The sequence below is a fragment of the Streptomyces sp. NPDC050504 genome (assembly GCF_044458065.1).
Taxonomy (GTDB): Bacteria; Actinomycetota; Actinomycetes; order Streptomycetales; family Streptomycetaceae; genus Streptomyces.
Window position 1 is genome coordinate 95,898 of the sequence record NZ_JBITHO010000016.1, and the last position, 24,748, is coordinate 120,645.

Consider the following 24,748-nt stretch of genomic DNA (forward strand, 5'->3'; position numbering starts at 1 on the left):
TCCCTCTCAGATGTCCGATGGGTGAGACAACCCACCCTAATCGCTGACTTGCCGCTTTCGACATACCCGCCGGGAAAGAACTTCGGATTCCGCACTCTCAGAGCTGTTGCACAACGGATTTCATACGTCTGGGGTTGCGGAACTGACGAGGATCGGTGCATGGTGAAGACGTGGCCAGTCGAAGCGCAGACTCCAGGAACGGCAGCGGCACCGCCCCCGCGGTGGACGCCGTCTCCCTCGCGATCATCGAACAGCTCCAGGAGGACGGCCGCCGTCCGTACGCCGCGATCGGCAAGGCCGTGGGCCTGTCCGAAGCGGCCGTGCGCCAGCGCGTCCAGAAGCTGCTCGACCAGGGCGTCATGCAGATCGTCGCGGTGACGGACCCGCTCACCGTGGGCCTGCGCCGCCAGGCGATGGTCGGCATCAACGTCGAGGGCGACCTCGACCCCGTCGCCGACGCGCTGACGGCCATGGCCGAGGTCGAGTACGTGGTGATGACCGCGGGCTCCTTCGACCTGCTCGTGGAAATCGTCTGCGAGGACGACGACCACCTCCTCGAAATGATCAACAAACGCATCCGGACCCTCCCCGGAGTGCGCTCCACCGAGAGCTTCGTCTACCTCAAGCTCAAGAAGCAGACCTACATGTGGGGAACCCGATAGCCGTGAGCAAGGACCTCAGCCAGACCGCCTACGACCACCTGTGGATGCACTTCACCCGCATGTCGTCGTACGAGAACGCGCCCGTCCCCACCATCGTGCGTGGCGAGGGCACCTACATCTACGACGCCGAGGGCAAGCGCTACCTCGACGGCCTCTCCGGCCTCTTCGTGGTCAACGCCGGCCACGGCCGCCACGAGCTGGCCGAGACCGCCTACAAGCAGGCCCAGGAGCTGGCCTTCTTCCCGGTGTGGTCCTACGCCCACCCGAAGGCCGTCGAGCTGGCGGAGCGCCTGGCGAACTACGCGCCCGGCGACCTCAACAAGGTCTTCTTCACCACCGGTGGCGGCGAGGCCGTCGAGACCGCGTGGAAGCTGGCGAAGCAGTACCACAAGCTCAACGGCAACCACACGAAGTACAAGGTCATCTCGCGCGCGGTCGCCTACCACGGCACCCCGCAGGGCGCCCTGTCCATCACCGGCCTGCCCGCGCTCAAGGCCCCCTTCGAGCCGCTGGTCCCCGGCGCGCACAAGGTCCCCAACACCAACATCTACCGCGCCCCGATCCACGGCGACGACCCCGAGGCGTTCGGCCGCTGGGCCGCCGACCAGATCGAGCAGGAGATCCTCTTCGAGGGCCCCGAGACGGTCGCCGCGGTCTTCCTTGAGCCGGTGCAGAACGCGGGCGGCTGCTTCCCGCCGCCGCCCGGGTACTTCCAGCGGGTGCGCGAGATCTGCGACAAGTACGACGTGCTGCTCGTCTCGGACGAGGTCATCTGCGCCTTCGGCCGCCTCGGCACGATGTTCGCCTGCGACAAGTTCGACTACGTGCCGGACATGATCACCTGCGCCAAGGGCATGACGTCGGGGTACTCCCCGATCGGCGCGTGCATCGTCTCGGACCGCGTCGCCGAGCCGTTCTACAAGGGCGACAACACCTTCCTGCACGGCTACACCTTCGGCGGCCACCCGGTGTCGGCCGCGGTCGGCCTCGCCAACCTCGACATCTTCGAGCGCGAGGGCCTCAACCAGCACGTGCTCGACAACGAGGGCGCGTTCTTCGACACCCTGAAGAAGCTCCACGACCTGCCGATCGTCGGCGACGTGCGCGGCAACGGCTTCTTCTACGGCATCGAGCTGGTGAAGGACAAGGCCACCAAGGAGACGTTCAACGACGAGGAGACGGAGCGCGTGCTGTACGGCTTCCTCTCCAAGGCGCTGTACGACAACGGCCTGTACTGCCGCGCGGACGACCGGGGCGACCCGGTGGTGCAGCTGGCTCCGCCGCTGATCTCGAACCAGGAGACGTTCGACGAGATCGAGGGCATCCTGCGCGAGGTCCTGACGGAGGCCTGGACGAAGCTTTAGGGCCCACGGGGGCGTGTGCCCCGTCCTCGCGCGGTTCCCCGCACCCCTTGAGGGTGCGGGGAACCGCGCGTTCCCTGCCGGACCCGCTCCGTGAGGACGCCATCCGGGTGAGACCCGCCGCACCCCGCCGCGCCCGCCCGCCTCCACGCCCGCCGAATACCTACGGTGCCCAGTGACCGATCGGCCCCGCCTTCGTTCCCCCGGAAGGGGGACGGGAAATCCGATCTGAACCTCTGATCACGAACCGAGGTGTTCGTCATGGCCGCTCCGCCGGACAACGACGTGCTCTGGGCGCGCTCCCTGCACCGCTCCCACAACGGCTCCCCCGCCCTGACCGGCGTCTCGCTCGGCGTGCGCGAGGGCGAGGTCCTCGCCGTGAGCGGCCCCCGCGGCTGCGGCAAGACCACCCTCCTGCGCTGCCTCTCCGGACAGCTCGTCCCGCAACAGGGCGAGGTGTGGTTCGACGGCGTCCCCGTCCACACCATGGGCGCCCTCACGCGCGAACGCCTGCGCCGCGACCGCTTCGGCTGGATCGACCCCGAGCCGCACCTCGTCCCCGAGCTGACCGCCTGGGAGAACACCGCGCTCCCGCTCCTGCTGCGCGGCACGTCCCACCGCGCCGCCAAGAAGGCCGCGCAGGAGTGGCTGGAGCGGCTCGACATCGGCGCGGTGGCCCGCAAGCGCCCGCACGCACTGCTCCAGGCCCAGCGCCAGCGCATCGCCGTGGCCCGCGCCCTGATCACCACGCCCTCCGTGCTGTTCGCCGACGAGCCGACCGCGCCGCTGCACCGCGCCGACCGCGCGCAGGTGCTGCGCACCCTCACCACGGCCGCCCGCTCGCACGGCATCACCGTCGTGCTTGCCACCCACGACAGCGAGGTCGCCACCCTCGCCGACCGCACGGTCCCGCTCCTCGACGGCCGCCACGCGGACACCCCAGACGCCGCAGACGCCCCGGACACCACCGGCACAGCCGCCCCCACCCGCACCACCGACGCGGAGGGCCGCCCCGAGTGCTCGCTCTCCGTCTAGTCCGCGGCGCCCACCCCCTGGTCCAACTGCGCCGACTGCTCGTCGCCGCCGCCTCCGCCGGGGTCGGCTTCCTCCTGCTGTGCACGCTCGGGTACGCCGCCGGACACCCCGACCCGGGCAACGCCCGCGCCTCGGGCCTGCGCCTCCTGTGGTGCCTGGTCCCGCTCGCCGCCGTCGTGTACTTCGCGGTGGCCGTGGCCCGCACCGACCCCAGCACCCGCCCCAGGCCCGGCCTCTCCGCCGTGGGCCTCGGCCCCGCCAGGCTCACCGCGATCGCCGCCGCGTCGACCGCCGTCTCCTGCACGCTGGGCTCGACGATCGCCCTCGCCGTCTTCCTGCACCTGCGCGGCGACATCACGGGGCTGCCCTTCGACGGCGCCGCCGCGGACCTGCTCGGAGCCCGCGCCCCGCTGCCGCTCGCCGCCGCGCTCACGCTCTTGGCCGTACTGCCCCTGAGCGCCGCCGTGGCCAGCGGACTCGCCCTGCGCCCGCGCCGCACCAAGCCCGACGGCCGCCCCCGACCCGACGACCACCCCGGGCCCGACGGCCGTCCCGACGACCGCACCGGCGACGACCAGGCGCCCGCCGCACCCGCGCCCGCACCCGCCGGGCTGCCGTGGGGCGTGGCGCTCACCGCCGCGGGGCTCGCGGTGGAGGCGTACGCCGCGCGCGGCGGTGGCGGTTCGCCGCTGCCGATGCCCGGCCGGTTCGAGGGCAGCACGCTCGGCGTGCTCTGCGGCTGGACGCTCACCGCGCTCGGCCTCGCGCTCGCCGGGCCCGGCATCGCGTACGGCTGCGGCAAGCTGCTCCAGGCCGTACGCCCCGGGGCCGTACGGCTGCTGGCCGGGCGGGCGCTCCAGGAGGAGGCGCGCAGGATCGGCCGGCCGCTGGGCGTGCTCTGCGCGGTGGCCTCCGGGGTGATCGCCGCGCTGACGCTGTACGGCGGTGAAGGCGCCCGCCCCTTCGGCCCGTTGACCGGTCTCGGCGGCGCCCTGGTCCTGGGCTGCGCGGTGGCGACGCTGCTGACCGCGGCCCTGGAGTCCAAGCACGCCCGCGCCGGGACCACGGACGCGCTGCTGCGCCTGGGCGCGCCCGCCGCGACCCTGCGCGCGGCGGGCGGACTGCGGGCGGCCGCGCTGCTGCTGGTGTTCGGCCCGCTGACGGCAGGCGTCGCCCACCTCGCCGCGCTCCCCCTCACGACCTGATCCGCCGCGCGGCACCTAGCATGACCGCGTGCCGAACTCACCGTATGAAATCGAGACGCTCGAAGAGTTCGACGAGGTGGTCGCCGCGCAGGGCACCCTCGACGGATTCCGCATCCAGTCGGTCGATCTGACGGACCGTACACAGGCCCTGGTCGACCACGCGACCGCCCGCACCGTCTTCCTCGGCTGCCCCATGACTCCCGAGGCGACGGCGAAGATACGGCGGGACGGCGCGCTGGTCTTCCCGCCCGTCCCCGACCTGCCCTTCGACCCGTACCGCGGGCTGCTCTACACCCCCGACGGACTCTTCGACGGGCTGGAGCAAGGGTACGAGGAGACGCCGGACGCCCTCGCCTACGCCTGGTTCCAGCGGACCAAGGACGACCGGGACATACTCGCGTCGATGCTCCGCTCCATCCACGACGACGCGGTCTCCGACGCGCTGGACGAGCACCTCGTGGGGGCGCGGGTGGTGGGCGTGATGGGCGGTCATCAGATGGGGCGCGGCACCGGGGCGTACGCGGGGGCCGCGCGGCTGGGCCGCACGCTGACGCGCGCGGGCCTGACCGTGGCGACGGGCGGCGGGCCCGGCGCGATGGAGGCGGCCAACCTCGGCGCGTACGCGGCGCCGTTCGACGAGGAGATGCTCGAAGAGGCGCTGGCCGTCCTCGCCGCCTCCCCCTCGTTCGCCCCGTCGATCACCGACTGGGCGCGGGCCGCCTTCGAGGTGCGCTCGCGCTGGCCGGACGGCGGCGACTCGGTCGGCATCCCGACGTGGTTCTACGGCCACGAGCCGCCGAACCCGTTCGCCGGGCACATCGCCAAGTACTTCGCCAACGCCACCCGCGAGGACGGCCTGCTGGCCAGGTCCAACGCGGGCGTGGTCTTCCTGCCGGGCGCCGCCGGGACCGTACAGGAGATCTTCGACAACGCGACGCCCAACTACTACGAGTCGCGCGGCGAGCCGACCCCGATGGTGCTGGTGGACCGCGCGCACTGGACGGAGCGCCTGCCCGCGTGGCCGCTGCTGAGGGCGCTGGCGAAGGAGCGCTCCATGGAGGCGCGCATCGCGCTGGTGGACACGGTGGACGAGGCACCGGCGGCGCTGGAGGAACTGAGCAAGGGATGAAGATCAAGGGACAAAGAACTTGGCCCGGTCACGGGCACCGCGCGATCATCGCGCCATGACTTCTCTCGTACGCCACGTGACCGTCGACAGCGCCGACGCCTACGCGCTCGCCTCCTTCTGGGCCGAGGTGCTCGGCGCCTCCGTCAGCGAGGAGGACGAGCCGGGCGCCGCTGAGGCGCTGGTCGAGTCGGCGGGCGCGGCGCTGCTGTTCGTGACGGTGCCCGAGGGCAAGACCGTGAAGAACCGCGTCCACCTCGACCTCCAGCCCCAGGATCGCACCCGCGAGGAGGAGGTCGAGCGGCTGCTCGGCATCGGCGCCGTGCTCGTCGACGACCGCCGCAGGCCGGACGGGACGGGCTGGGCGGTGCTGGCCGACCCGGAGGGCAACGAGTTCTGCGTGGAGCGCAGCGCGGCGGAGCGCGCGGCGACCGCGTAGGAGTCCCGGCCAGGGAGAGACGTGCGCGAGGCAACGCACGACGCGAAATCCGCGTCTGGCAATCGGAGCAATCCGAACAATGCGTACGTCTCTCTGAACGGAGCACTTGGTGCTGATCGGCCTACTGACCGCTGTCGCGGCCTCGATCTGCTACGGCACGGGCTCGGTCCTGCAAGCCGTGGGGTCCCGCAAGTCCGCGCGCCGCGGCGGCGCGGGAGCGGGCGTCACCCAGCACGGCGGGCCGAACCTCCAGTCCACCGCGCAGGCGGCGATGACCTGGGAGTTCATCGTCGGCACGATCCTGGACTTCGTCGGCTTCGGGCTCGGCGCCCTGGCCGCGCGGATGCTGCCGCTGTTCCTCTCCCAGACGGTGATCAGCGCGAACCTGGTGGTCACCGCGGTGCTCAGCGTCAAGCTGCTGGGGATCAGGCTGACCCGCAACGAGTGGATCTCGATCGGCGTGGTCTGCTCGGCACTGGTCCTGCTGGCGACGGCGGCGGGCCACGAGGGCGGCGGCGACGCGTCGCGGGCCACGCACTGGTGGCTGCTGGTGATCTCGCTGGTGCTGATGGTCGGCGGCACGGTCGCCGTACGGTTCCTGGGGGCCCGCGCCGCGATCCTGGCCGGTCTGCTCTCCGGCCTCGGCTTCGGCGCGATCGGCGTGGGCGTGCGGATCCTCGACGGCATCGACCCGTTCGACCCGGTCGCGCTGCTCACGGACCCGGCCTTCTACGCGATCTTCGTGGCGGGCGCGGGCGGGATGTACCTGCACACGGTGGCGCTCCAGATCGGCTCGGTGAACGGCGCGACGGCGGCGCTGGTGGTGGGCGAGACGGTGCTGCCGGGCGCGATCGGGGTCCTGTGGCTGGGCGACGCGTCCCGCCCGGGAATGGCCTGGCTGGCAGTGGTCGGCTTCGCCCTGGCGGTGGCGGGAGCGGTGGCGGTGGCCTGGTACGGCTCCCCAGAAGCCCACGGCACGGGCCCGGCGGAGCCGGAAGAACCGGCGAACGCCCCGGAACTGACACACACGCCCTAACAACAGCCCCGCGCCCCGTCAGGAGCGCGGGGCTTCTTGCAATGTACGCGCGAACAGGCGCCCCTTCAGGGGCGCGGGGACCTGCGCGAGAGTGGGGCACACGCGCCACGCACCGGCGCCCCCACGACCTACCCCACCCCCAGCACCACAACCTCCCCCGCCTCGAACGAGACCCCCACCACCGCCCCCGCCTCAGGCGCGTCCCGCAATCCGCACTCCGCCTCCAGCAAGGCCCCCCGCTCGGGCCGCAGCGACACGGCCACGTGGTTCCCCCGGAACGTCCGCCCCTCGACGACACACCGCAGCGCACCGCCCCCGGGCTCCCCGATCCGCACCCCGCCGGGCCGCACGAGCACCTTCCCCGGCCCCTCGGGCGAGCCGCCGGGCACGGGCACGTCGCCCCACTCCGTCGCGGCGACGTCCCCCCGCACCACCGCGTCGACCACGTTCTCGAACCCGAGGAACCGCGCGACGAACTCCGAAACGGGCCGCTCCCACACCTCAAGAGGCGTCCCGGCCTGCGCCACGCGCCCCGCCTCCATCACCACGACCCGGTCCGCGAGCGCGAACGCCTCGCCCTGGTCGTGGGTGACCGCGAGCACCGTCGTACCGAGCCGCCCGAAGAGCTCGCGCAGCTCGACCACGAGCCGTTCCCTGAGCCCCCGGTCGAGCTGCCCCAGCGGCTCGTCGAGCATCAGCAGCCGCGGCTCGGGGGCCAGCGCCCGCGCGAGCGCCACCCGCTGCTGCTCGCCGCCCGACAGCGCGGCGACGGCCCGCCGCTCGGCGCCCGGCAGCCCGACGAGCTCCAACAGCTCCGCCACGCGCCGCGCCCGCTCAGCGCGCCCGGCACTCCCGGCGGCCCCGCGCGAAGCCCCCCGCATCCGCAGCCCGAACGCCACGTTCCCCGCCACGTCCCGCTGCGGGAACAGCTGGTGGTCCTGGAACATCAGCCCCACCCCCCGCCGGTGCACGGGCACCCCCGCCTGGTCGGCGCCCGCCAGCTCGACCCGCCCGGCGGCCACGTCCTGGAGCCCGGCGACGACCCGCAGCAGCGTCGACTTGCCGCTCCCGCTGGGCCCGAGCACGCACACGATCTCGTGGTCGGCGACCTCCAGGTCGACCGCGTCGAGGACGGCCCGCTCCCCGAACCGCACGGTCACCCCGTCAAGACGAAGCACCTCAGAACTCTCCGCTCGTCCGCTCGTTCCGCACCCGCTCCAGCAACACCAGAGACACCGCGCACACCACCATCAACACCGTGCTCAACGCCATCGCCTGCCCGTAGTTCATCTCGCCGGGCCGTCCGATGAGCCGCGCCACGGCCACCGGCAGCGTCGGCCGGTCGGGCCGCGCGAGGAACACCGTCGCCCCGAACTCCCCGAGCGACACCGCGAACGCGAACCCGGCCGCCACCAGCACCGCCCGCCGCACCATCGGCAGGTCCACCTCGCGCCAAACCCGCAGCGGCGAGGCCCCGAGCACCGCCGCCGCCTCGCGCAGCCGCCCGTCCACCGCGCGCAGCACGGGCAGCATGGTCCGTACGACGAAGGGCACCCCGACCAGCGCCTGGGCCAGCGGCACCAGGATCCAGGAGGCGCGCAGGTCGAGCGGCGGCTCGTCCATCGTGATCAGGAAGCCGAAGCCGACGGTCACCGCCGAGACCCCCAGCGGCAGCATCAGCAGCGCGTCGAAGCCCCGCACGAGGCGGCGCAGCGGCCCGTCGCGCCGGGCCAGCGCGGCGGCGGCGAGCCCGCCGATCAGCAGCGCGAGGGCCGTGGCCACCACCGCGTACGACAGCGAGTTCCACACGGCCTCGATGGGCGGCACCAGGAAGACGCCGCCCGCCGGGTCGAGTTCGCCCAGCGCCCGGTAGAAGTCGAGGCCGTAGCCGTCGCCGACCGCGAAGGACCGTTCCACCAGCACCCCGAGCGGCACCAGCACCAGCAGCAGCACGCTCAGCAGCACCCCGCCGAGCACCGCCCACTGCCCCGCGCCCGCGGGCCGCCGGGCGGTGCCCGCCGGGTCGACGAGCCGCAGCGCGCTCTCCCGGCGCCGTACGGTCCAGGCGTGGACGCCGAGGATCGCGCCGACCGCGGCGAACTGCACCAGGGTCAGCACGGCGGCCGTGGACAGGTCGAAGACCTGGGCGGTCTGCCGGTAGATCTCCACTTCGAGCGTGGAGTACGACGGTCCGCCCAGGATCTGCACGACGCCGAAGGAGGTGAAGGTGAAGAGGAAGACCATCACGCCCGCCGCCGCGACCGAGGGCCCGAGCGCGGGCAGCGTCACCCGCCGCCAGGCCGTGAGGCGCGAGGCGCCGAGCACCCGCGCGGCCTCCTCCTGCCGGGGGTCGAGCTGCGCCCACAGACCGCCGACGGTCCGTACGACGACCGCGTAGTTGAAGAAGACGTGGGCGAGCAGGATGGCCCAGACCGTGGTGTCGAGCCGTACGCCCCACGCCTCGTCGAGCAGTCCGCCGCGCCCGAGGACCGCGAGGAACGCCGTGCCGACGACCACGGTCGGCAGCACGAACGGCACGGTCACCACCGCGCGCAGCAGCGCCTTGCCGGGGAAGTCGAAGCGCGCGAAGACGTACGCGCCGGGCAGCGCGACCAGCAGGGTCAGCGCGGTCGACGCGGCGGCCTGCCAGGTGGTGAACCAGAGGACGTCCAGGATGTCCTGACGGCCCAGCACCTCGCCGACGCGCCCGAACTCCCACGCCCCGTCGGCCTTCAGCCCGCGCCCGACGATGGCGGTCACGGGGTAGGCGAAGAAGACCGCGAAGAACGCGACGGGCAGGAGCATCAGCCCCAGCCGCGCCGCGCCCCCGCGCGTCCGCCGCTTCACGTCGTACGCCGCATCACGTCGTACGGCTCACTTGACGGCGATCGAGGCCCAGGCCCCGACCCACTGGTCGCGGTTCTTCGCGATCTTCTCGGGCTCCATGGTCTGCGGCTTGGAGACCACGGCGCCGTGCCGGACGAACAGCTCGGGCAGCGGCACGTTGGCGGTCACCGGGTTCACGAACATGTTGAGCGGCATGTCCGCCTGGAACCGCTTGCCGATCAGGAAGTCGAGCAGCGCCTTGCCGCCCGCCTCGTTCTTCGCGCCGGTCAGCAGCCCGGCGAACTCGGTCTGGCGGAAGCAGGTGCCTACGGCGACGCCGGTGGGCGCCTGGGTCGGCTGCGGCTTGGCGTACAGCACCTCGACGGGCGGGCTGGAGGCGTACGAGACGACGAGCGGCCGCTCGCCCTTGGCCTTCCTGCCGCCGGCCGAGCCGGAGAACTCCTGGTTGTACGCCTGGTCCCAGCCGTTGACGACCTTGACGCCGTTGTCCTTGAGCTTGCCCCAGTACTCCTTCCAGCCGTCGTCGCCGTAGGCCGCGACGGTGCCGAGCAGGAAGCTCAGGCCGGGCGACGAGGTCTGGGCGTTCTCGACGGCGAGGAGGTCCTTGTACTCCGGCTTGACCAGGTCGTCGAAGGAGGCGGGCGGCGCCAGCTTCTTGTCGGCGAAGTACTTCTTGTCGTAGTTGACGCAGACGTCGCCGGTGTCGACGGGCGTGACCCGGTGCTTGTCCTTGTCGAGCTGGACGGACTCGGCGACCTGGTCCAGGCCCTTGGCCTCGTACGGCGTGAAGAGGCCGTTGTCGAGGGCGCGGGAGAGCGAGGTGTTGTCGACGCCGAAGAAGACGTCGCCCTGCGGGGAGCCCTTGGTGAGGATCTCCTTGTTGAGTGCCTCGATGGCGTCGCCGCTCTTGAGGACCTTGACCGTGTAGCCGGTCTGGCGGGTGAACTCCTTCAGCACGTCGGGCGAGGCCGCGAAGGACTCGTGGCTGACGAGCGTGACGGTCTTGGAGCCCTTGCCCGCGCCGGACGAGCCGTCCTTCTCGTCCTTGTCGCTGCCGCAGGCGGCGAGCGCGGTGACGCCGAGCGCGGCGGCGAGCGCGCCCGCGGTGATCCTTCTGGTGGTGCTCACTGGTTTTTCCTCCTGGGTGACCAGGAAGAGACGCGGCCCTGCCCGCACGCCGACGGCGTGCGGGCAGGGCGCAACAGCTTGAGTGGTGACCGAACTTCCTACCCAGAATGACCTGGGCGAGGTTCTGAGGGTCTGCGGCGTGCCGCACTCTCAGCGCTGTGGCGCTCCCCTGCCGGAATATGCAATTTCAAGCCACGATACTAACGCTCCGAAGCGGCCAGCTGTCCGCACGCTCCGTCGATCTCCTGGCCACGGGTGTCCCGGACGGTCACCGGCACTCCGTGCGCCGCGATGGCCTCGACGAACGCCTTCTCGTCCTCGGGGCGGGACGCGGTCCACTTCGAGCCGGGCGTCGGGTTCAGCGGGATCAGGTTGACGTGCACGCGCTTGCCCTTGAGGAGCCGCCCGAGCAGGTCGCCCCGCCACGCCTGGTCGTTGATGTCCCTGATCAGCGCGTACTCGATGGAGATGCGGCGGCCGGACTTCTCGGCGTACTCCCACGCCGCGTCCAGCACCTCCCGCACCTTCCAGCGGGTGTTCACCGGCACGAGGGTGTCGCGCAGCTCGTCGTCGGGGGCGTGCAGCGAGACCGCGAGGCGGCACTTGAAGCCCTCGTCGGCGAAGCGCAGCATGGCGGGGACGAGGCCGACCGTCGAGACGGTGATGCCGCGCTGGGAGAGGCCGAGGCCGTCGGGCTCGGGGTCGGTGAGGCGGCGGATGGCGCCGACGACGCGCTTGTAGTTGGCCAGCGGCTCGCCCATGCCCATGAAGACGATGTTGGACAGCCGCGCGGGCCCGCCCGGGACCTCGCCGTCGCGCAGCGCGCGCATGCCGTCGACGATCTGGTGCACGATCTCGGCGGTCGACAGGTTGCGGTCGAGCCCGGCCTGGCCCGTGGCGCAGAACGGGCAGTTCATGCCGCAGCCGGCCTGCGAGGAGATGCACATGGTGACCCGGTCCGGGTAGCGCATCAGGACGGACTCCACCAGCGTCCCGTCGTGCAGCCGCCACAGGGTCTTGCGGGTGGTGTCGTCGTCGCAGGAGATGTGCCGCACGACGCTCATCAGGTCGGGCAGCAGCTCGGCGCGCAGCTTGTCGCGGGAGCCCGCGGGGATGTCGGTCCACTCCGCCGGGTCGTGCGCGTAGCGCGCGAAGTAGTGCGTGGAGAGCTGCTTGGCGCGGAAGGGCTTCTCGCCGATCGCGGCGACGGCCTCCTTGCGCTCGGCGGGCGTCAGGTCGGCGAGGTGGCGCGGCGGCTTCTTCGCCGCGCGCGGCGCCACGAAGGTCAGTTCTCCCGGGGCGGGGCGTGCCATGGGCGGTAACTCCTAGTTGCGTTCCTCGGTACGACGAGGCCGGGCGACCTCCGCGTGCGCGGGAGTGGGGTGAGGTGCGGGGTGGCCGGCCGACGGACGCCTGGACGGGCCCGGAAGGCCGGAAGGGCGCGTCGCTCACGAGCGACGCGCCCTCCAGGATAACCGGGACCGGCCGGGACTACCCGACGAAGATCACCAGCAGCAGCCAGACCACGGGCGCGGTCGGCAGCAGCGAGTCGAGCCGGTCCATGATGCCGCCGTGGCCCGGCAGCAGCGTCCCCATGTCCTTGATCCCGAGGTCCCTCTTGATCATGGACTCGCCCAGGTCGCCCAGGGTGGCGCTGACCGCGACCGCGAAGCCGAGCACCAGGCCCTGCCACCACGTGCCGTCCTCGATGAGGAACTGCATGCACAGCGCGCCCGCCACCATCGAGAAGGCGATGGCGCCCAGCAGCCCCTCGCGGGTCTTGCCGGGGCTGATGCGCGGGGCGAGCTTGTGCTTGCCGAAGCGCCAGCCCACCGCGTACGCCCCGGTGTCGCTGACGATCGTCAGGAGCAGGAACGTCAGCACGCGCCAGTCGCCGTCGGGGGCGTCCAGCATCATCGCCACGAACGTGGCCAGGAACGGCACGTAGAACGCCGCGAAGACGCCCGCGGTGACGTCCCGCAGGTAGTCCTCAGGCGGCTCGGTCATCCGCCACACGAGCACCGCGAGCGCGGTGAGCGCCATGGCCACCCAGGCGCCCTCGGCCCCCCGGACGAAGCCCGCCACGACCATCGCGGCGCCGCCGACCGCGAGCGGTACCAGCGGGGCCCTGATGCCCTTGCGCTCCTCCAGGCGGGAGGTCAGCTCCCAGAGGCCGACCACCACGGCGATCGCTATCACGCCGAGGAACACGGGCTTCACGATGAAGAGCGAGGCGACGATGACCGCGCCGAGCCCCACCCCGACCCCTATGGCGGCGCGCAGGTCGCGGCCGGCGCGCTTCTTCTGGGGCGGGGTCGGAGGCTGGACGGCCATGGGTTCCTCCGCCAGGGGCCGCGCGGCCACAGGCGCCTCGTCACGGAACAGGGGGCCGTGGGAACTCCCGGCCCCCTGACTCCGGCGATCGTGGTCGTCAGCGTCTCTACCTGCGTCGGGAACGTCCGGCACGATGGGCATGGGCCGAGTCTGCTGGGCTTCGTGCACATCGTGTGCGGGACCCGCCGGGGCGGCCCCCATCTCGGGCGATCCCCAGTATCCGGCTCCCGCCGGGGATCCCCAGGAAGAGTCGTTCATCAGACCTCGAGCAGCTCGGCTTCCTTGTGCTTCAGCAGCTCGTCCACCTGCGCCACGTACTTCGCGGTGGTGTCGTCGAGCTCCTTCTCGGCACGGCGGACCTCGTCCTCGCCGGACTCCTTGTCCTTGACGAGCTTGTCGAGCGTCTCCTTCGCCTTGCGGCGGATGGAGCGGATCGAGATCTTGGAGTCCTCGGCCTTGGTCTTGGCGACCTTGATGTACTCCTTGCGGCGGTCCTGCGTCAGCTCGGGGAAGGTCACCCGGATGATGCTGCCGTCGTTGCTCGGGTTGACCCCGAGGTCGGAGTCGCGGATGGCCTGCTCGATGTTGCGCAGCGCGCTCTTGTCGAACGGCGTGACCACGGCCATGCGCGGCTCGGGGACCGAGAACGAGGCCAGCTGGTTGATCGGCGTCAGCGCGCCGTAGTAGTCGGCCACGATCTTGTTGAACATCGCCGGGTGCGCACGCCCGGTGCGGATCGCCGCGAAGTCCTCCTTGGCGACCACGACGGCCTTCTCCATCTTCTCCTCGGCTTCGAGGAGGATTTCTTCGATCACCACTTGCTCCTGGTGTCTTGAGTGGGCGCGACCCGCGTCAGTGGGCGTCACCCGCGTCATTACCCGCGTCTTCACCTGCACGGTGTCCGACCGGCAGGCCGTTGTCCATCCTCTGGGGCGGGGCCCCGGGGGAATCAGGCCCGGGTACCCCGGTCGCTGACGAGCGTGCCGATCTTCTCACCCTTGACCGCGCGGGCGATATTGCCCTCCGCGAGCAGCTCGAAGACGAGGATCGGCAGCTGGTTGTCCCGGCAGAGGGTGATGGCGGTCATGTCGGCGACCTTGAGGTCCCGGGCGATGACCTCGCCGTACTCCAGCGCGTCGAACTTCACCGCGTCGGGGTTGGTCTTGGGGTCGGAGTCGTAGACGCCGTCGACCCCGTTCTTGCCCATGAGCATGACCTCGGCGTCGATCTCCAGGGCGCGCTGGGCGGCGGTGGTGTCCGTGGAGAAGTACGGCATGCCCATGCCCGCGCCGAAGATGACGACGCGGCCCTTCTCCAGGTGCCGCACGGCGCGCAGCGGGATGTACGGCTCGGCGACCTGGCCCATGGTGATGGCGGTCTGCACGCGGCTGTCGATGCCCTCCTTCTCCAGGAAGTCCTGGAGGGCGAGGCAGTTCATGACCGTGCCGAGCATGCCCATGTAGTCGGAGCGGGCCCGGTCCATGCCGCGCTGCTGGAGCTCGGCGCCGCGGAAGAAGTTGCCGCCGCCGATGACGACCGCGACCTCCGCGCCGTCCCGGACGACCGCGGCGATCTCGCGGGCGATGGCGTGCACGACGTCGGGGTCGACGCCGAGGCCGGTGCCGCCGGAGAATGCCTCGCCTGACAGCTTCAGCATGACGCGCCCGGCGATCTTGCCGTCTTCGCGCTTCTGGTTCTTCGCGTGGTGGTCGTCCGCGCCGTTGTTCATGGGGATCTCCTCGTGCACATGCGAAGGAGGCCATTGCCGGTGGGTCTGGTGTCCCTCAGCGGCAATGGCCTCCTCGTCAGATCTGCGGTCGTGCGGCTCGGGTGCGGCCGACGACTGCACTAGACCCTAGCGGGGTCTCGCGTCGATCGCTGTCGATCGCGTACGGACTCAGATGCCGACCTTGATGCGCGCGAAGCGCTTCAGGACGACGCCGGCCTCGTCCAGGATCTGCTGGACGGACTTCTTCTGGTCCAGCGCGTAGGGCTGGCCCAGCAGGGTGGCGTCCTTGTAGAACGCGTTGACGCGACCCTCGACGATCTTCGGGAGCGCGGCCTCGGGCTTGCCCTCGGCGCGGGTGGTCTCCTCGGCGACGCGGCGCTCGGACTCGACGACCTCGGCCGGGATGTCCTCACGGGTGAGGTACTTCGGCGCGAAGGCGGCGATGTGCTGCGCGACGCCCTTGGCGATCTCGGCGTTCTCCTTGTCGAGCTCGACGAGAACACCGATCTGCGGGGGCAGGTCGGGCATGGTGCGGTGCATGTACGCGGAGACGTAACCGCCGGAGAACTGCGCGAAGCGGTCCAGGACGATCTTCTCGCCGAGGTTGGCGTTGGCCTCGTCCACGAACGCCTGCACGGTCTTGCCGGCCTCGATCTCGGAGGCGAGCAGCGCGGCGATGTCGGCCGGGTTCGTCTTGGCGACGTGGGCGGCCAGCGCCTCGGCGACGGCGAGGAACTTCTCGCCCTTGGCGACGAAGTCCGTCTCGCACTTCAGCTCGACGATGACGCCGGAGGTGTTGTCGTCGGCGATCAGGGAGACCACGGCGCCGTTCTCGGCGGAGCGGCCCTCGCGCTTGGCGACGCCCTTCTGGCCCTTGATGCGCAGCGCCTCGACGGCCTTGTCGACGTTGCCCTCGGCCTCGTCCAGAGCCTTCTTGCAGTCCATCATGCCGGCGCCGGTGAGCTCACGGAGCTTCTTGACGTCAGCGGCGGTGTAGTTCGCCATGAGTCTGTGTTCTCTCTCGAAGTCTGAAAGATCTACGGGTGGACGGCGGGGGCGCACCAGGTGGCCCCCGCCGTCAACTGCCGAACCTGTGAGGTCAGGCCTGCTCGGCGGCGGGGGCCTCGGCGGCCGGGGCCTCGGCGGCGGGGGCCTCGGGGGCCTCCTCGGCGACGGGGGCCTCGGCGGCGGCCGGGGCCTCCTCGGCCTTCTCGTCGGCCTTCTTGTCGCCCTCGAGCAGGTCGCGCTCCCACTCGGCGAGCGGCTCGCCGGCGGCCTTCTCGCCCGGCTTCGAGTCACCGGTGGCGACGCCGGAACGGGCGATGAGGCCCTCGGCGACGGCGTCGGCGATCACGCGGGTGAGCAGGGTGACGGAGCGGATCGCGTCGTCGTTGCCCGGGATCTTGTAGTCGACCTCGTCGGGGTCGCAGTTGGTGTCGAGGATCGCGACGACCGGGATGTGGAGCTTGCGCGCCTCACCGACGGCGATGTGCTCCTTCTTGGTGTCGACGATCCAGACGGCGCTCGGCACCTTCTGCATCTCGCGGATACCACCGAGGGTCTTCTCCAGCTTGGCCTTCTCGCGCGAGAGGACCAGGAGCTCCTTCTTGGTGAGACCCGAGGCCGCCACGTCCTCGAAGTCGATCTGCTCGAGCTCCTTGAGGCGCTGCAGACGCTTGTAGACGGTGGAGAAGTTGGTCAGCATGCCGCCGAGCCAGCGCTGGTTCACGTAGGGCATGCCCACGCGGGTGGCCTGCTCGGCGATGGCCTCCTGGGCCTGCTTCTTCGTGCCGACGAACATGATGGAGCCGCCGTGCGCGACGGTCTCCTTCACGAACTCGTAGGCGCGGTCGATGTACGACAGCGACTGCAGGAGGTCGATGATGTAGATGCCGTTGCGCTCCGTGAAGATGAAGCGCTTCATCTTCGGGTTCCAACGACGGGTCTGGTGACCGAAGTGGACGCCGCTCTCCAGCAGCTCCCGCATCGTGACGACGGCCATGGCCGTACTCCTTGAGGTACTCGGTTATCGCTCCCGCCGGACGGCGGTCGCGCCTGACGCCCCGACGCGCCAGCCACGAGGGACCGAGAAGCGCGACCACCGACTCAGGAGGCCGGTGACGGGGCGTGCGAAGTCGACCCGGTGACCCGGATCGCCACAAGAAGTGTACGGGACCGTCCGGGTGTCGGGTGACGGCGCTGTCCACAACCCCTCGGCGGTCCACAGATCCCAGCCATGATCCCCCCGGCGGGGCCGGGTACGGCCAGGCTGCGGGGCATGCACCCGGTACTCCAGCCCGTGGCCGCCGCGCTCCTGGCGACGGCGCTCCTGACGACGGCCCCACACCCCCACGAGCCCCCGGTCCGCGCCGAGCCGCGCGGGTACCGCGCAGCGGCCGCCCCCGCGCTCAGCGGACCCGCGGAGAGCAGCCGCCCGGCGCTCCGCGAGGGGCGCTCCTGGCCCGTCGGGAACTCCGTGGGGAACCTCACGCGCCCGGTGGTCGTGCGCGGCTTCGACCCGCCCGCGACGCCGTACGGCCCCGGCCACCGGGGCGTGGACCTGGCGGCGCGGCCCGGCACGGTGGTCGTCGCGGCGGCGCCGGGGACCGTGGCCTTCGCGGGGCCCGTCGCGGGCAAGGGCGTGCTCTCGATCGACCTCGCGGACGGGGCGGGCGGGGCCACCGGGGCGGGCCTGCGCACCACGTACGAGCCGGTACGGCCCCTGGCGGCGGCGGGCGACACCGTCACGGCCGGTCAGCCGGTGGCCGTCCTGGCCCCCGGACCCGCGCACTGCGCGCCCGCCCCGGCCCCCGGCGGCTGTCTGCACTGGGGCCTGCGCAGCGGGGAGGCGTACCTCGACCCGCTGACCCTGCTGCCGCCCGCGCTGCTGCGGCGCGGGCCGTCCCGGCTGCTCCCGGTCTTCGGGGTGCCACTGCCCCCGGGCGGCGCCCAGGAGCGGTCCCGCCCGCTTCACCGGGCACGGGGCCTCAGCCCCGCACGCCCCGCAGCGCCATGCCGACCGCGGCGTCGGCGATGACGTCGGGCTCCTCCGCCGCGCCGAGCTCGATGCGGCGCACGGCCGCGTCCACGACGCCCTGGAGCATCATCGCGGCCAGCCGGGGCTGCTCGTGCCCCAGCTCCCCGAGCGCCGACACGATCATCGCGACGAGCCCCCCGTGCGCGGCGCGGATCTTCTCCCGCGCGCCCGCGTCCAGCTCGCTCGCGGAGATCGCCACGACCGCCCGGTGGCGCCGGTCGCCGACGAGGGCGAGCTGGGCGCGCACGTACGCCTCGACCCGGCCGTCGGGGGCGTCGGCGCGCTCCATCGCGGCCTCGACCTCGGCGGCCCAGACGGGGAAGTCGACCGCGCACAGCTCCTCGACGACGGCGGCCCGCGAACGGAAGTACTCGTAGACGGACGACCGGGCGAGGCCGGTGCGCTCGGCGAGGGCGGGGAAGGTCAGCGCCTCCGTACCGCCTTCGGACAGCAGGGATCGCGCGGCGTCCAGGAGGGCGGCGCGCTGCATGGTCCGGTGCTCGGCCACCGAGGCCGCTCGAATCCTGGGCACGCACCCACCTTACGACCGGGCCCGCCGCGACGGGGGCCCGCCGTCCGAAAAGCGGGCGGGGGACGCCGGTCAGCGCCCGACGTCCGCCAGTTTGGCCCGCAGCTGGAGCACCGACTTGGTGTGGATCTGGCTGACCCGGCTCTCGGTGACGCCCAGCACGTTGCCGATCTCCGCGAGCGTCAGGCCCTCGTAGTAGTAGAGCGTGACGACGGTCTTCTCCCGGTCGGGGAGGGTGTTGATGGCCCGCGCGAGGAGCCTGCGCAGCTCGCGGTCCTCGGCGACCTCCACGGGATCGTCCGCGGCGGTGTCCTCCAGCGTGTCCATCAGGCTGAGCCGGTCGCCGCCCTCGCCACCGACGTGCAGCAGCTCTTCCAGGGCCACCACGTTGGCGAGGGACAACTGGCTGAAGACGGCGTGCAGTTCCTCCAGCGCGATGCCCATCTCGCCCGCCACCTCGCTCTCCGTGGGCGTGCGCCGGAACTGCGCCTCCAGCGTGGCGTAGGCGCGTTCGACCGCCCGCGCCTTCTGCCGGACGGACCGGGGGATCCAGTCCAGCGCCCGGAGTTCGTCGATCATCGCGCCCCTGATGCGGGTGATCGCGTACGTCTCGAACTTGATGGACCGTTCGACGTCGAACTTCTCGATGGCGTCGATGAGTCCGAAGACCCCGGACGACACGAAGTCGGCCTGTTCGACGTTGGAGGGCAGACCCACGCTCACCCGGCCCGCGACGTACTTGACCAGGGGCGAGTAGTGCAGGATCAACTGCTCCCGCAGCCGCTCGTCACCCGTGGTCTTGTACGACCGCCACAGCTCGTCGACCGACGAGGGGGCGGGGGGCCGCACCGTGCCGCGCGCAGCGGGCGGTGCTGCCGCGCGGTCAGACCCGGAGGTGTGCTGGGGCATGCGTCGCCTTGAGCCGTTCTGCTGTGTCGTGGGGTGCCGTGACGTAAGACGGGACTTGCGCCGGAGCGGGGATCCTCGTGAGCGTAGCGTGACTGAACTGTCGCGGTGCGCTCCCGACGGGAGATCGCACCTGTGCGGTGACATGCGCTCGGCCACATCTTCGATCCGGGGCCGCCGACCACGGCGACGGCCCCGGATCGACTGTCGAGCGGGCTGCGCGATCGGCTGCGAAAGTCATCGTCATTACCTTTTCACCCGAATGCTCCAGGTCAAGTACCGCCTCGCCGTGGGTCGGCGCCGCGTGCCGCCCGTGCCGCCAACCGCCATCCGTCCCCCGCCCGTTCGACGAACCCCAGTGCCTGAAGCTCGTACAGCTTGCCGAGCGCCTCGTCCGCGCCGGTCCCCGCGCCCCGCGCCACCGCCCGGCAGTCGGCCGTGCCGCGCGCGGGCAGCGCCTCCAGCACCCGCGCCGCCACCGGGCCGAGCAGGTCCCTGGGCAGTACGGGGCCGCGCCGGTCAGGGGCGAGCGCCCCCATGTCGCCCACCAGCTCGACCACTTCGTCGGCGTCGGTCACCAGCACCGCGTCACCGCGCAGGAGCTCGTGCACCCCGGCGGAGAGCCCGCTCGTGGCGGGCCCCGGGACGCCCATCGTGAACCGCCCGGCGCGCTGCGCGGCGCGCGCCGTCACCAGCGACCCGCTGCGGTACTCCGCCTCGACCACGACCGTGCCCCTGGTCAGCGCGGCGATCACGCGGTTGCGCAGCACGAACCTGCTGGGCGTGGGGTGCTCGCCCGGCGGCAACTCGCCGATCACCAGGCCCTGTTCCGCGATGCGCGCCAGCAGCTCCGTGTGGCCCCGCGGATAGGCGACGTCCACGCCGCAGGCGAGCACGGCGGCCGTCGCCCCTCCCGAGGCCAGCGCGCCCCGGTGCGCGGCCCCGTCGATGCCGTAGGCCGCGCCCGACACCACCACCCAGCCCCGCTCGGCGAGCCCGGCCCCCAGGCTCGCCGCCATGTGCGCGCCGTACGGGGTACAGGCCCTGGCCCCGACGACGGCGACCGAGCGCAGCGCCCACATCCGCAGGTCGGGACGGCCCCGCACCCAGAGCCCGATGGGTCTGGCGTCCCCGAGGTCGTCGAGCTGGCTCGGCCACTCGGCGTCCCCCGGGCAGACGAACCGTCCGCCCGCCGCCCCGATCGCCGCCAGGTCCCGCTCGGGCTCCGCGTCCCGAATCCGCAACCGCCACCCTTCGACGCGTCCGCCTCGAACAGGAGCACGACCCCGGCGGCGCCCGGCACCGTCGATCCCGCCCCCGGCCCCGCCGCAACCACCCACCGCACCGCCCGCGCCACCCGCACTTCTCGCGCCCCCGCCCCGCTCCCCCTCTGCCTCCGCATCCGCCTCCGCACCCGTCGCCCCCTTCGCGTCGCCCCCTCCCGGCTCGGCCCGCGCACGGAGCAGCGCCAGGGCCCCGACCGCCCCGTACTCCCGCAGCCACCGCCCGCCCAGCTCGTCCCCCGGCTCGACGGCCCGGCACAGTGCGGCCCGCGCCAGCCGCTCCTCGTCGCTCACGGCTCCAGACACGACCCGCCCCCCACCATCTCCGGGACTCCCCTGCTCACCCCGGTCCGCAGTTGCAGCGCCAGCTCCACGTGGCCGGCCTCCGGGCGGTCGCGGCCCGAGAGGTCGGCGACCGTCCACGCGACGCGCAGCACCCGGTCCAGACCGCGTGCCGTGAGCAGCCCGCGCTCCATGTCGCGCTCGGCGGCCACCAGCGCGCCCGGGGCGAGCGCCCAGCGGGTGCGCAGCTCATGGCCCGGCACCTCGCTGTTGGTGGTCCACGGCGTGCCGTCGAGCCGCGCCACGGCCCGCGCCCGCGCCTCCCGCACCCGCTCCGCGACCGCCTCCGTCGTCTCGCCCCTGCCGCTGTGCCCCATCAGGTCAGCCCGCTGGACGGGCTCCACCTCGACGCGCAGGTCGACCCGGTCGAGCAGCGGCCCCGACAGCCGCGCCTGGTAGCGCCTGACGGCCGCGGGCGGGCATTCGCAGCCCGCGCCGAACATCGTGTGCCGTCCGCACGGGCAGGGGTTCGCCGCGATCACCATCAGGAACCGCGCGGGCAGCCGCACGACGCCCGCGCTCCGCGCCACCACCACGTGCCCCGACTCCAGCGGCTGCCGGAGCGAGTCCAGGACCTTGCCCGAGAACTCCGGGGCCTCGTCCAGGAACAGGACGCCCCGGTGCGCCAGGGACACCGCTCCCGGCCTGGGCAGTCCGTTGCCCCCGCCGACCAGCGACTGCATCGTCGCCGAGTGGTGCGGCGCGCAGTACGGCGGCGTGACGACCAGGGGCTCGCCGGGCGGCAGGAGTCCGGCCACCGAGTGCACCGCCGTGACCTCCAGCGCCTCCCGCCCGGTCAGCGGCGGCAGGATCGCGGGCAGCCGCTCGGCGAGCATCGTCTTGCCCGCGCCCGGCGGGCCCGAGAGCATCAGGTGGTGGTTCCCCGCCGCGGCGACCTCCAGTGCCGTGCGCGCGGCCCGCTGTCCCGCCACATCCGCCAGGTCGGGCCGGTGCGACCCCTCGGCCGCCAGCCCCGTGCCGACGCCCGCGCCGGGCACCAGCAGCCCGGCGAGCCCGGCGTCGGGGCGCCCTTCGGGGATCCGCTCCTCGTCGGGCACCGGCTCGTCGTTGAGCACCGCGATCAGCTGCCGCAGGCTGCGCACCCCGAGCACCGAGACCCCGGGCACCAGCGTCGCCTCGCCCACGGTCTGCTCGGGCACGACGACCTGCCGGAAACCGGCCTCCGCCGCCGCCAGCACCGAGGGCAGCACCCCGCGCACCGGCCGCACCCGGCCGTCGAGCCCCAGCTCGCCGATCATCACGATGTCGGCGATGCTCCGGGGGTCGATCCGCTCGGCGGCCCCGAGCACCGAACAGGCCACGGCGAGGTCGAAGCTGCTGCCGCTCTTGGGCACCGACGCGGGGCTGAGCCCCACCGTGAGCTTCTTCTGCGGCCAGTCGGCCCCCGAATTGACCACGGCGGCGCGCACCCTGTCGCGGCTCTCGGTCAGCGACTTGTCGGGCAGCCCCACGAGCGTGAACGCGGCGACGCCCGGTTCCAGGTCCGCCTGGACCTCCACCACCACGCCCTCGACGCCCACCAGCGCCACCGAGCACGCACGGGCGAACCCCATCAGGCCACCCCCTTGGCGTGCTCCACCACCGGGGCGCCCCGCCGGGGCAGCACCACCCCGATGAGGTCGATCCGCACTCCGCCGGGCGGCGGCGGTCCGCCGCGCCGCTCCAGCCAGCACGCGGCCAGCCGTCTCAGCCGCTCGGTCTTCTGCGAGGTGAGGGCCGCCATGGGGTGCTGGAACGCGCCGTCCCTGCGGGTCTTCACCTCGCAGACGACCACCGCGTCGCCGTCCCTGGCGACGATGTCGATCTCCCCGGCGCGCCCGCACCGCCAGTTCCGCACGAGCACGGCCATGCCCGCGTCGGCGAGCCAACGGGCCGCCACGTCCTCGCCGTACCGCCCCAGTGCCCCGGTCGCAGTCATCTCGGCACCACCTCCGGTACCGACTGTGGAGGGTCGGCCCGGAGTCAGTGGATCTTGGTGGACAACGAGGGGGTTGTGGACAACTCCGTCACTCGTGCGAAGTACCCCGTGGGGCGCGGGACCCCCGTGGGGCACGGAACCCCCGTGCGGCGCGGGACCCCCGCGAGGCGCCTCAGCTGCCCGGAAGCTCCAGGTCGCTCTTGTTGAGCTCCTCGATGTTCACGTCCTTGAACGTGAGCACCCGCACCTGCTTGACAAACCTGGCGGGCCGGTACATGTCCCAGACCCAGGCGTCCGCCATCGACACCTCGAAGAACACCTCGCCCTGGACCGAGTGCACCTGCATCTCGTAGTCGTTCGTGAGGTAGAAGCGCCGCTCGGTCTCGATCACGTATTTGAAGAGACCGACGACGTCGCGGTACTCCCGGTAGAGCTTCAGCTCCATCTCGGTCTCGTACTTCTCGAGGTCCTCGGCGCTCATGGCATGTTCCCCTTCACAGCCGTGCGTCCCCCCATTGTGCGTCAGCCCCCTGCGCCCCTAGGCGATTTCCGGGGTCAGGACTTCGGGCTCACGGGGAGGCCCGTCGGCGAGCAGCGTGCGCAGCAGCTCGCCGAGTCTGGTCGGGTACACCGTCTCACGCGCGGCGAGCAGTTCGGCGGAGGTCCACCACCTCAGCCCCGCGACGCTCCGCCGCTCCAGCTCGGTCTGCCCGCCCGTGGCGGTCTCGGTCTGTGCCGTACGTGCCAGGTAGTACCACTCGTCCTGGTCCCAGCGCCGTCCGTCGAACTCGAAGGAGCACAGCCGCCGCCACAGCGCGGGCCCGAGATCGACCTGTGTGATCCCGGTCTCTTCCGCGACCTCGCGCAGCGCCGCCTGCTCCCGCGTCTCGTCGCCCTCGACGCCGCCGCCGGGCGTGAACCACCAGCGGCTGGCGGGGTCGGCGGGCTCGAAGCCGTGCAGCAGCAGGATCCGGTCGTCGGGGTCGAGCAGGACCACCCGCGCCACCCGGCGGGCGGCGGCCCACCGCTCGTCGGCGCCTGCGGGGGCTTCCTCAGACACCCACCGCCTCCTTCCGCCGCCCGCCCGAGAGGAGCCGTGCGACCGGCCCGTAGGCCGCCCCGCCCAGGATCAGCACGATGCCGCCGACGACCGCCGTGAGCATCAGCTTCAGCGGCCCCGGGCTCGACACCCCGCCGGGCAGTCCGGCGAAGTCCGCGGGCCGCTCGACCATGCCGTCCGCGGGCCAGGCCACGGCGTCCACGCGGGCGGTGACCGCCGAGCGGGGCACCGCGCCCTTCCCCGCCTCCTGGAGGTGCACGCGGGAGTCGAGCGAGCCGCTGCGCTCGTCGCCGAGCAGGAAGAGCTGGCCTTCGGGGACGGTCACGGAGAAGCTGTTCGAGGAGGCGGGCGAGCCGTCGGACGGCAGGTACGACTCCGTGAGCGTCTTGCCGTTCAGGGTGAGCCGGCCGTTCTTGTCGCAGCAGACGATCGTGTCGCCGCCGACCCCGACCACCCGCTTGACCATCGGCATGTCGCTCCAGGTCTTGTCGCGGAAGATCACCACGTCCCCGCGCCGCACGTCGTCGCCCGAGATCCGCTCGGCCAGCACCCGGTCCCCGGCGTGCACGGTCGGCGTCATCGAGTCGGTCGGCACGGTGTACGGCTCGTAGACCAGCGCGCCCCAGACGAACCCGCCGAGGAAGAGCACACAGCCGACGGCCACGGCCAGCCCCGACAGCACCCTGCCGAGGCGGCCGCGGCCGCCTTCCGTACGTCCTGTTCCGCCCATCCCAGCTCCCCCGCCTCGGA

The 24,748-nt window shown here is 72.5% G+C and carries 25 protein-coding genes and 1 riboswitch; of the genes, 8 read left to right on the forward strand and 17 right to left on the reverse strand.

Going from position 1 to position 24,748, the window contains the following annotated elements:
• Positions 1–170 precede the first annotated feature (170 nt).
• The 7 genes from ACIBNE_RS39045 to ACIBNE_RS39075 all read left to right on the forward strand — a co-directional run bounded on the left by ACIBNE_RS39045 (position 171) and on the right by ACIBNE_RS39075 (position 6,864).
• Positions 171–662: an Lrp/AsnC family transcriptional regulator gene (locus ACIBNE_RS39045; protein ID WP_399280466.1), complete on the forward strand. Its 492-nt coding sequence runs from the start codon at positions 171–173 to the stop codon at positions 660–662.
• A complete protein-coding gene (locus ACIBNE_RS39050; protein WP_399280468.1) occupies positions 647–2,026 on the forward strand; it encodes an aspartate aminotransferase family protein in 1,380 nt (459 codons plus the stop codon). Before ACIBNE_RS39045 ends, ACIBNE_RS39050 begins: the two co-directional genes overlap by 16 nt.
• Before the next feature lie 258 nt (positions 2,027–2,284).
• Complete coding sequence (locus tag ACIBNE_RS39055) at positions 2,285–3,058, forward strand: ABC transporter ATP-binding protein (RefSeq protein WP_399280470.1); 774 nt, start codon at positions 2,285–2,287, stop codon at positions 3,056–3,058.
• A complete protein-coding gene (locus tag ACIBNE_RS39060; RefSeq protein WP_399280472.1) occupies positions 3,040–4,263 on the forward strand; it encodes a hypothetical protein in 1,224 nt (407 codons plus the stop codon). The genes ACIBNE_RS39055 and ACIBNE_RS39060 overlap by 19 nt, the downstream gene beginning before the upstream one ends.
• A gap of 28 nt (positions 4,264–4,291) precedes the next feature.
• Positions 4,292–5,392, forward strand: a complete 1,101-nt coding sequence (locus ACIBNE_RS39065; protein WP_399280474.1) for an LOG family protein — start codon at positions 4,292–4,294, stop codon at positions 5,390–5,392.
• Positions 5,393–5,447: 55 nt separating this feature from the next.
• Positions 5,448–5,828 (forward strand): VOC family protein, encoded by a 381-nt coding sequence (locus ACIBNE_RS39070; RefSeq protein ID WP_399280476.1) that lies wholly within the window; start codon positions 5,448–5,450, stop codon positions 5,826–5,828.
• 109 nt (positions 5,829–5,937) lie between these two features.
• Entirely contained in the window at positions 5,938–6,864 is a 927-nt protein-coding gene (locus ACIBNE_RS39075) for a hypothetical protein (protein ID WP_399280478.1), read from the forward strand.
• 128 nt (positions 6,865–6,992) lie between these two features.
• On the opposite strand, the gene ACIBNE_RS39080 is transcribed toward ACIBNE_RS39075, so the two are convergent.
• The 9 genes from ACIBNE_RS39080 to rpsB all read right to left on the reverse strand — a co-directional run bounded on the left by ACIBNE_RS39080 (position 6,993) and on the right by rpsB (position 16,904).
• A complete protein-coding gene (locus ACIBNE_RS39080; RefSeq protein WP_399280480.1) occupies positions 6,993–8,042 on the reverse strand; it encodes an ABC transporter ATP-binding protein in 1,050 nt (349 codons plus the stop codon).
• A 1-nt stretch (position 8,043) separates the two neighbouring features.
• On the reverse strand, positions 8,044–9,669 hold the full coding sequence (locus ACIBNE_RS39085) for an ABC transporter permease (protein ID WP_399280531.1): 1,626 nt from the start codon (positions 9,667–9,669) through the stop codon (positions 8,044–8,046).
• A 69-nt stretch (positions 9,670–9,738) separates the two neighbouring features.
• Positions 9,739–10,839 (reverse strand): thiamine ABC transporter substrate binding subunit, encoded by a 1,101-nt coding sequence (locus tag ACIBNE_RS39090; RefSeq protein ID WP_399280482.1) that lies wholly within the window; start codon positions 10,837–10,839, stop codon positions 9,739–9,741.
• 77 nt (positions 10,840–10,916) lie between these two features.
• Positions 10,917–11,020, reverse strand: a riboswitch (TPP riboswitch).
• A gap of 19 nt (positions 11,021–11,039) precedes the next feature.
• Complete coding sequence (gene rlmN / locus ACIBNE_RS39095) at positions 11,040–12,152, reverse strand: 23S rRNA (adenine(2503)-C(2))-methyltransferase RlmN (protein ID WP_399280484.1); 1,113 nt, start codon at positions 12,150–12,152, stop codon at positions 11,040–11,042.
• Positions 12,153–12,330: 178 nt separating this feature from the next.
• Complete coding sequence (locus tag ACIBNE_RS39100; RefSeq protein WP_399280486.1) at positions 12,331–13,431, reverse strand: phosphatidate cytidylyltransferase; 1,101 nt, start codon at positions 13,429–13,431, stop codon at positions 12,331–12,333.
• Complete coding sequence (gene frr, locus ACIBNE_RS39105; protein WP_344074913.1) at positions 13,431–13,988, reverse strand: ribosome recycling factor; 558 nt, start codon at positions 13,986–13,988, stop codon at positions 13,431–13,433. Before frr ends, ACIBNE_RS39100 begins: the two co-directional genes overlap by 1 nt.
• 134 nt (positions 13,989–14,122) lie before the next feature.
• Positions 14,123–14,902 (reverse strand): UMP kinase, encoded by a 780-nt coding sequence (pyrH, locus tag ACIBNE_RS39110; protein ID WP_399280489.1) that lies wholly within the window; start codon positions 14,900–14,902, stop codon positions 14,123–14,125.
• 168 nt (positions 14,903–15,070) lie between these two features.
• Positions 15,071–15,907 carry a translation elongation factor Ts gene (tsf, locus tag ACIBNE_RS39115; protein ID WP_399280491.1) on the reverse strand — a complete coding sequence of 279 codons (837 nt, stop codon included), beginning with the start codon at positions 15,905–15,907 and terminating at the stop codon, positions 15,071–15,073.
• Between the two features lie 94 nt (positions 15,908–16,001).
• Complete coding sequence (gene rpsB, locus ACIBNE_RS39120; protein ID WP_399280493.1) at positions 16,002–16,904, reverse strand: 30S ribosomal protein S2; 903 nt, start codon at positions 16,902–16,904, stop codon at positions 16,002–16,004.
• A 276-nt stretch (positions 16,905–17,180) separates the two neighbouring features.
• Between rpsB and ACIBNE_RS39125 the strand changes: the two genes are divergently transcribed.
• Positions 17,181–17,939 (forward strand): peptidoglycan DD-metalloendopeptidase family protein, encoded by a 759-nt coding sequence (locus ACIBNE_RS39125; protein ID WP_399280495.1) that lies wholly within the window; start codon positions 17,181–17,183, stop codon positions 17,937–17,939.
• On the opposite strand, the gene ACIBNE_RS39130 is transcribed toward ACIBNE_RS39125, so the two are convergent.
• From ACIBNE_RS39130 to lepB, 8 genes are all read right to left on the reverse strand, one after another.
• Positions 17,890–18,447: a TetR/AcrR family transcriptional regulator gene (locus tag ACIBNE_RS39130; protein ID WP_399280533.1), complete on the reverse strand. Its 558-nt coding sequence runs from the start codon at positions 18,445–18,447 to the stop codon at positions 17,890–17,892. The genes ACIBNE_RS39125 and ACIBNE_RS39130 overlap by 50 nt on opposite strands.
• Before the next feature lie 93 nt (positions 18,448–18,540).
• A complete protein-coding gene (gene whiG / locus ACIBNE_RS39135) occupies positions 18,541–19,377 on the reverse strand; it encodes an RNA polymerase sigma factor WhiG (RefSeq protein WP_399280497.1) in 837 nt (278 codons plus the stop codon).
• A 269-nt stretch (positions 19,378–19,646) separates the two neighbouring features.
• The gene (gene dprA, locus ACIBNE_RS39140; protein WP_399280499.1) at positions 19,647–20,963 is read right to left on the reverse strand and encodes a DNA-processing protein DprA; all 1,317 of its coding nucleotides are present in this window, start codon (positions 20,961–20,963) and stop codon (positions 19,647–19,649) included.
• On the reverse strand, positions 20,948–22,573 hold the full coding sequence (locus tag ACIBNE_RS39145) for a YifB family Mg chelatase-like AAA ATPase (protein WP_399280501.1): 1,626 nt from the start codon (positions 22,571–22,573) through the stop codon (positions 20,948–20,950). The genes dprA and ACIBNE_RS39145 overlap by 16 nt, the downstream gene beginning before the upstream one ends.
• On the reverse strand, positions 22,573–22,938 hold the full coding sequence (locus ACIBNE_RS39150; protein ID WP_399280503.1) for a YraN family protein: 366 nt from the start codon (positions 22,936–22,938) through the stop codon (positions 22,573–22,575). The genes ACIBNE_RS39145 and ACIBNE_RS39150 overlap by 1 nt, the downstream gene beginning before the upstream one ends.
• Positions 22,939–23,110: 172 nt before the next feature.
• Positions 23,111–23,419, reverse strand: coding sequence for a DUF2469 domain-containing protein (locus ACIBNE_RS39155; protein WP_005311352.1), 309 nt, complete (start codon positions 23,417–23,419; stop codon positions 23,111–23,113).
• 57 nt (positions 23,420–23,476) lie between these two features.
• Positions 23,477–23,998 (reverse strand): NUDIX hydrolase, encoded by a 522-nt coding sequence (locus tag ACIBNE_RS39160; RefSeq protein WP_399280505.1) that lies wholly within the window; start codon positions 23,996–23,998, stop codon positions 23,477–23,479.
• On the reverse strand, positions 23,991–24,728 hold the full coding sequence (gene lepB, locus ACIBNE_RS39165; RefSeq protein WP_399280507.1) for a signal peptidase I: 738 nt from the start codon (positions 24,726–24,728) through the stop codon (positions 23,991–23,993). The genes ACIBNE_RS39160 and lepB overlap by 8 nt, the downstream gene beginning before the upstream one ends.
• Positions 24,729–24,748 lie beyond the last annotated feature (20 nt).

What these genes read in the sequence shown, in the direction of transcription:
- ACIBNE_RS39055 (WP_399280470.1), top strand. Translation starts at nt 2,285, where the DNA reads ATGGCCGCTCCGCCGGACAACGACGTGCTCTGGGCGCGCTCCCTGCAC.
- ACIBNE_RS39070 (WP_399280476.1), top strand. Translation starts at nt 5,448, where the DNA reads ATGACTTCTCTCGTACGCCACGTGACCGTCGACAGCGCCGACGCCTAC.
- ACIBNE_RS39085 (WP_399280531.1), bottom strand. Translation starts at nt 9,669, where the DNA reads ATGCTCCTGCCCGTCGCGTTCTTCGCGGTCTTCTTCGCCTACCCCGTG.
- rlmN (WP_399280484.1), bottom strand. Translation starts at nt 12,152, where the DNA reads ATGGCACGCCCCGCCCCGGGAGAACTGACCTTCGTGGCGCCGCGCGCG.
- ACIBNE_RS39100 (WP_399280486.1), bottom strand. Translation starts at nt 13,431, where the DNA reads ATGAACGACTCTTCCTGGGGATCCCCGGCGGGAGCCGGATACTGGGGA.
- pyrH (WP_399280489.1), bottom strand. Translation starts at nt 14,902, where the DNA reads ATGAACAACGGCGCGGACGACCACCACGCGAAGAACCAGAAGCGCGAA.
- tsf (WP_399280491.1), bottom strand. Translation starts at nt 15,907, where the DNA reads ATGGCGAACTACACCGCCGCTGACGTCAAGAAGCTCCGTGAGCTCACC.
- rpsB (WP_399280493.1), bottom strand. Translation starts at nt 16,904, where the DNA reads ATGGCCGTCGTCACGATGCGGGAGCTGCTGGAGAGCGGCGTCCACTTC.
- ACIBNE_RS39125 (WP_399280495.1), top strand. Translation starts at nt 17,181, where the DNA reads ATGCACCCGGTACTCCAGCCCGTGGCCGCCGCGCTCCTGGCGACGGCG.
- whiG (WP_399280497.1), bottom strand. Translation starts at nt 19,377, where the DNA reads ATGCCCCAGCACACCTCCGGGTCTGACCGCGCGGCAGCACCGCCCGCT.
- ACIBNE_RS39145 (WP_399280501.1), bottom strand. Translation starts at nt 22,573, where the DNA reads ATGGGGTTCGCCCGTGCGTGCTCGGTGGCGCTGGTGGGCGTCGAGGGC.
- ACIBNE_RS39150 (WP_399280503.1), bottom strand. Translation starts at nt 22,938, where the DNA reads ATGACTGCGACCGGGGCACTGGGGCGGTACGGCGAGGACGTGGCGGCC.
- ACIBNE_RS39155 (WP_005311352.1), bottom strand. Translation starts at nt 23,419, where the DNA reads ATGAGCGCCGAGGACCTCGAGAAGTACGAGACCGAGATGGAGCTGAAG.
- lepB (WP_399280507.1), bottom strand. Translation starts at nt 24,728, where the DNA reads ATGGGCGGAACAGGACGTACGGAAGGCGGCCGCGGCCGCCTCGGCAGG.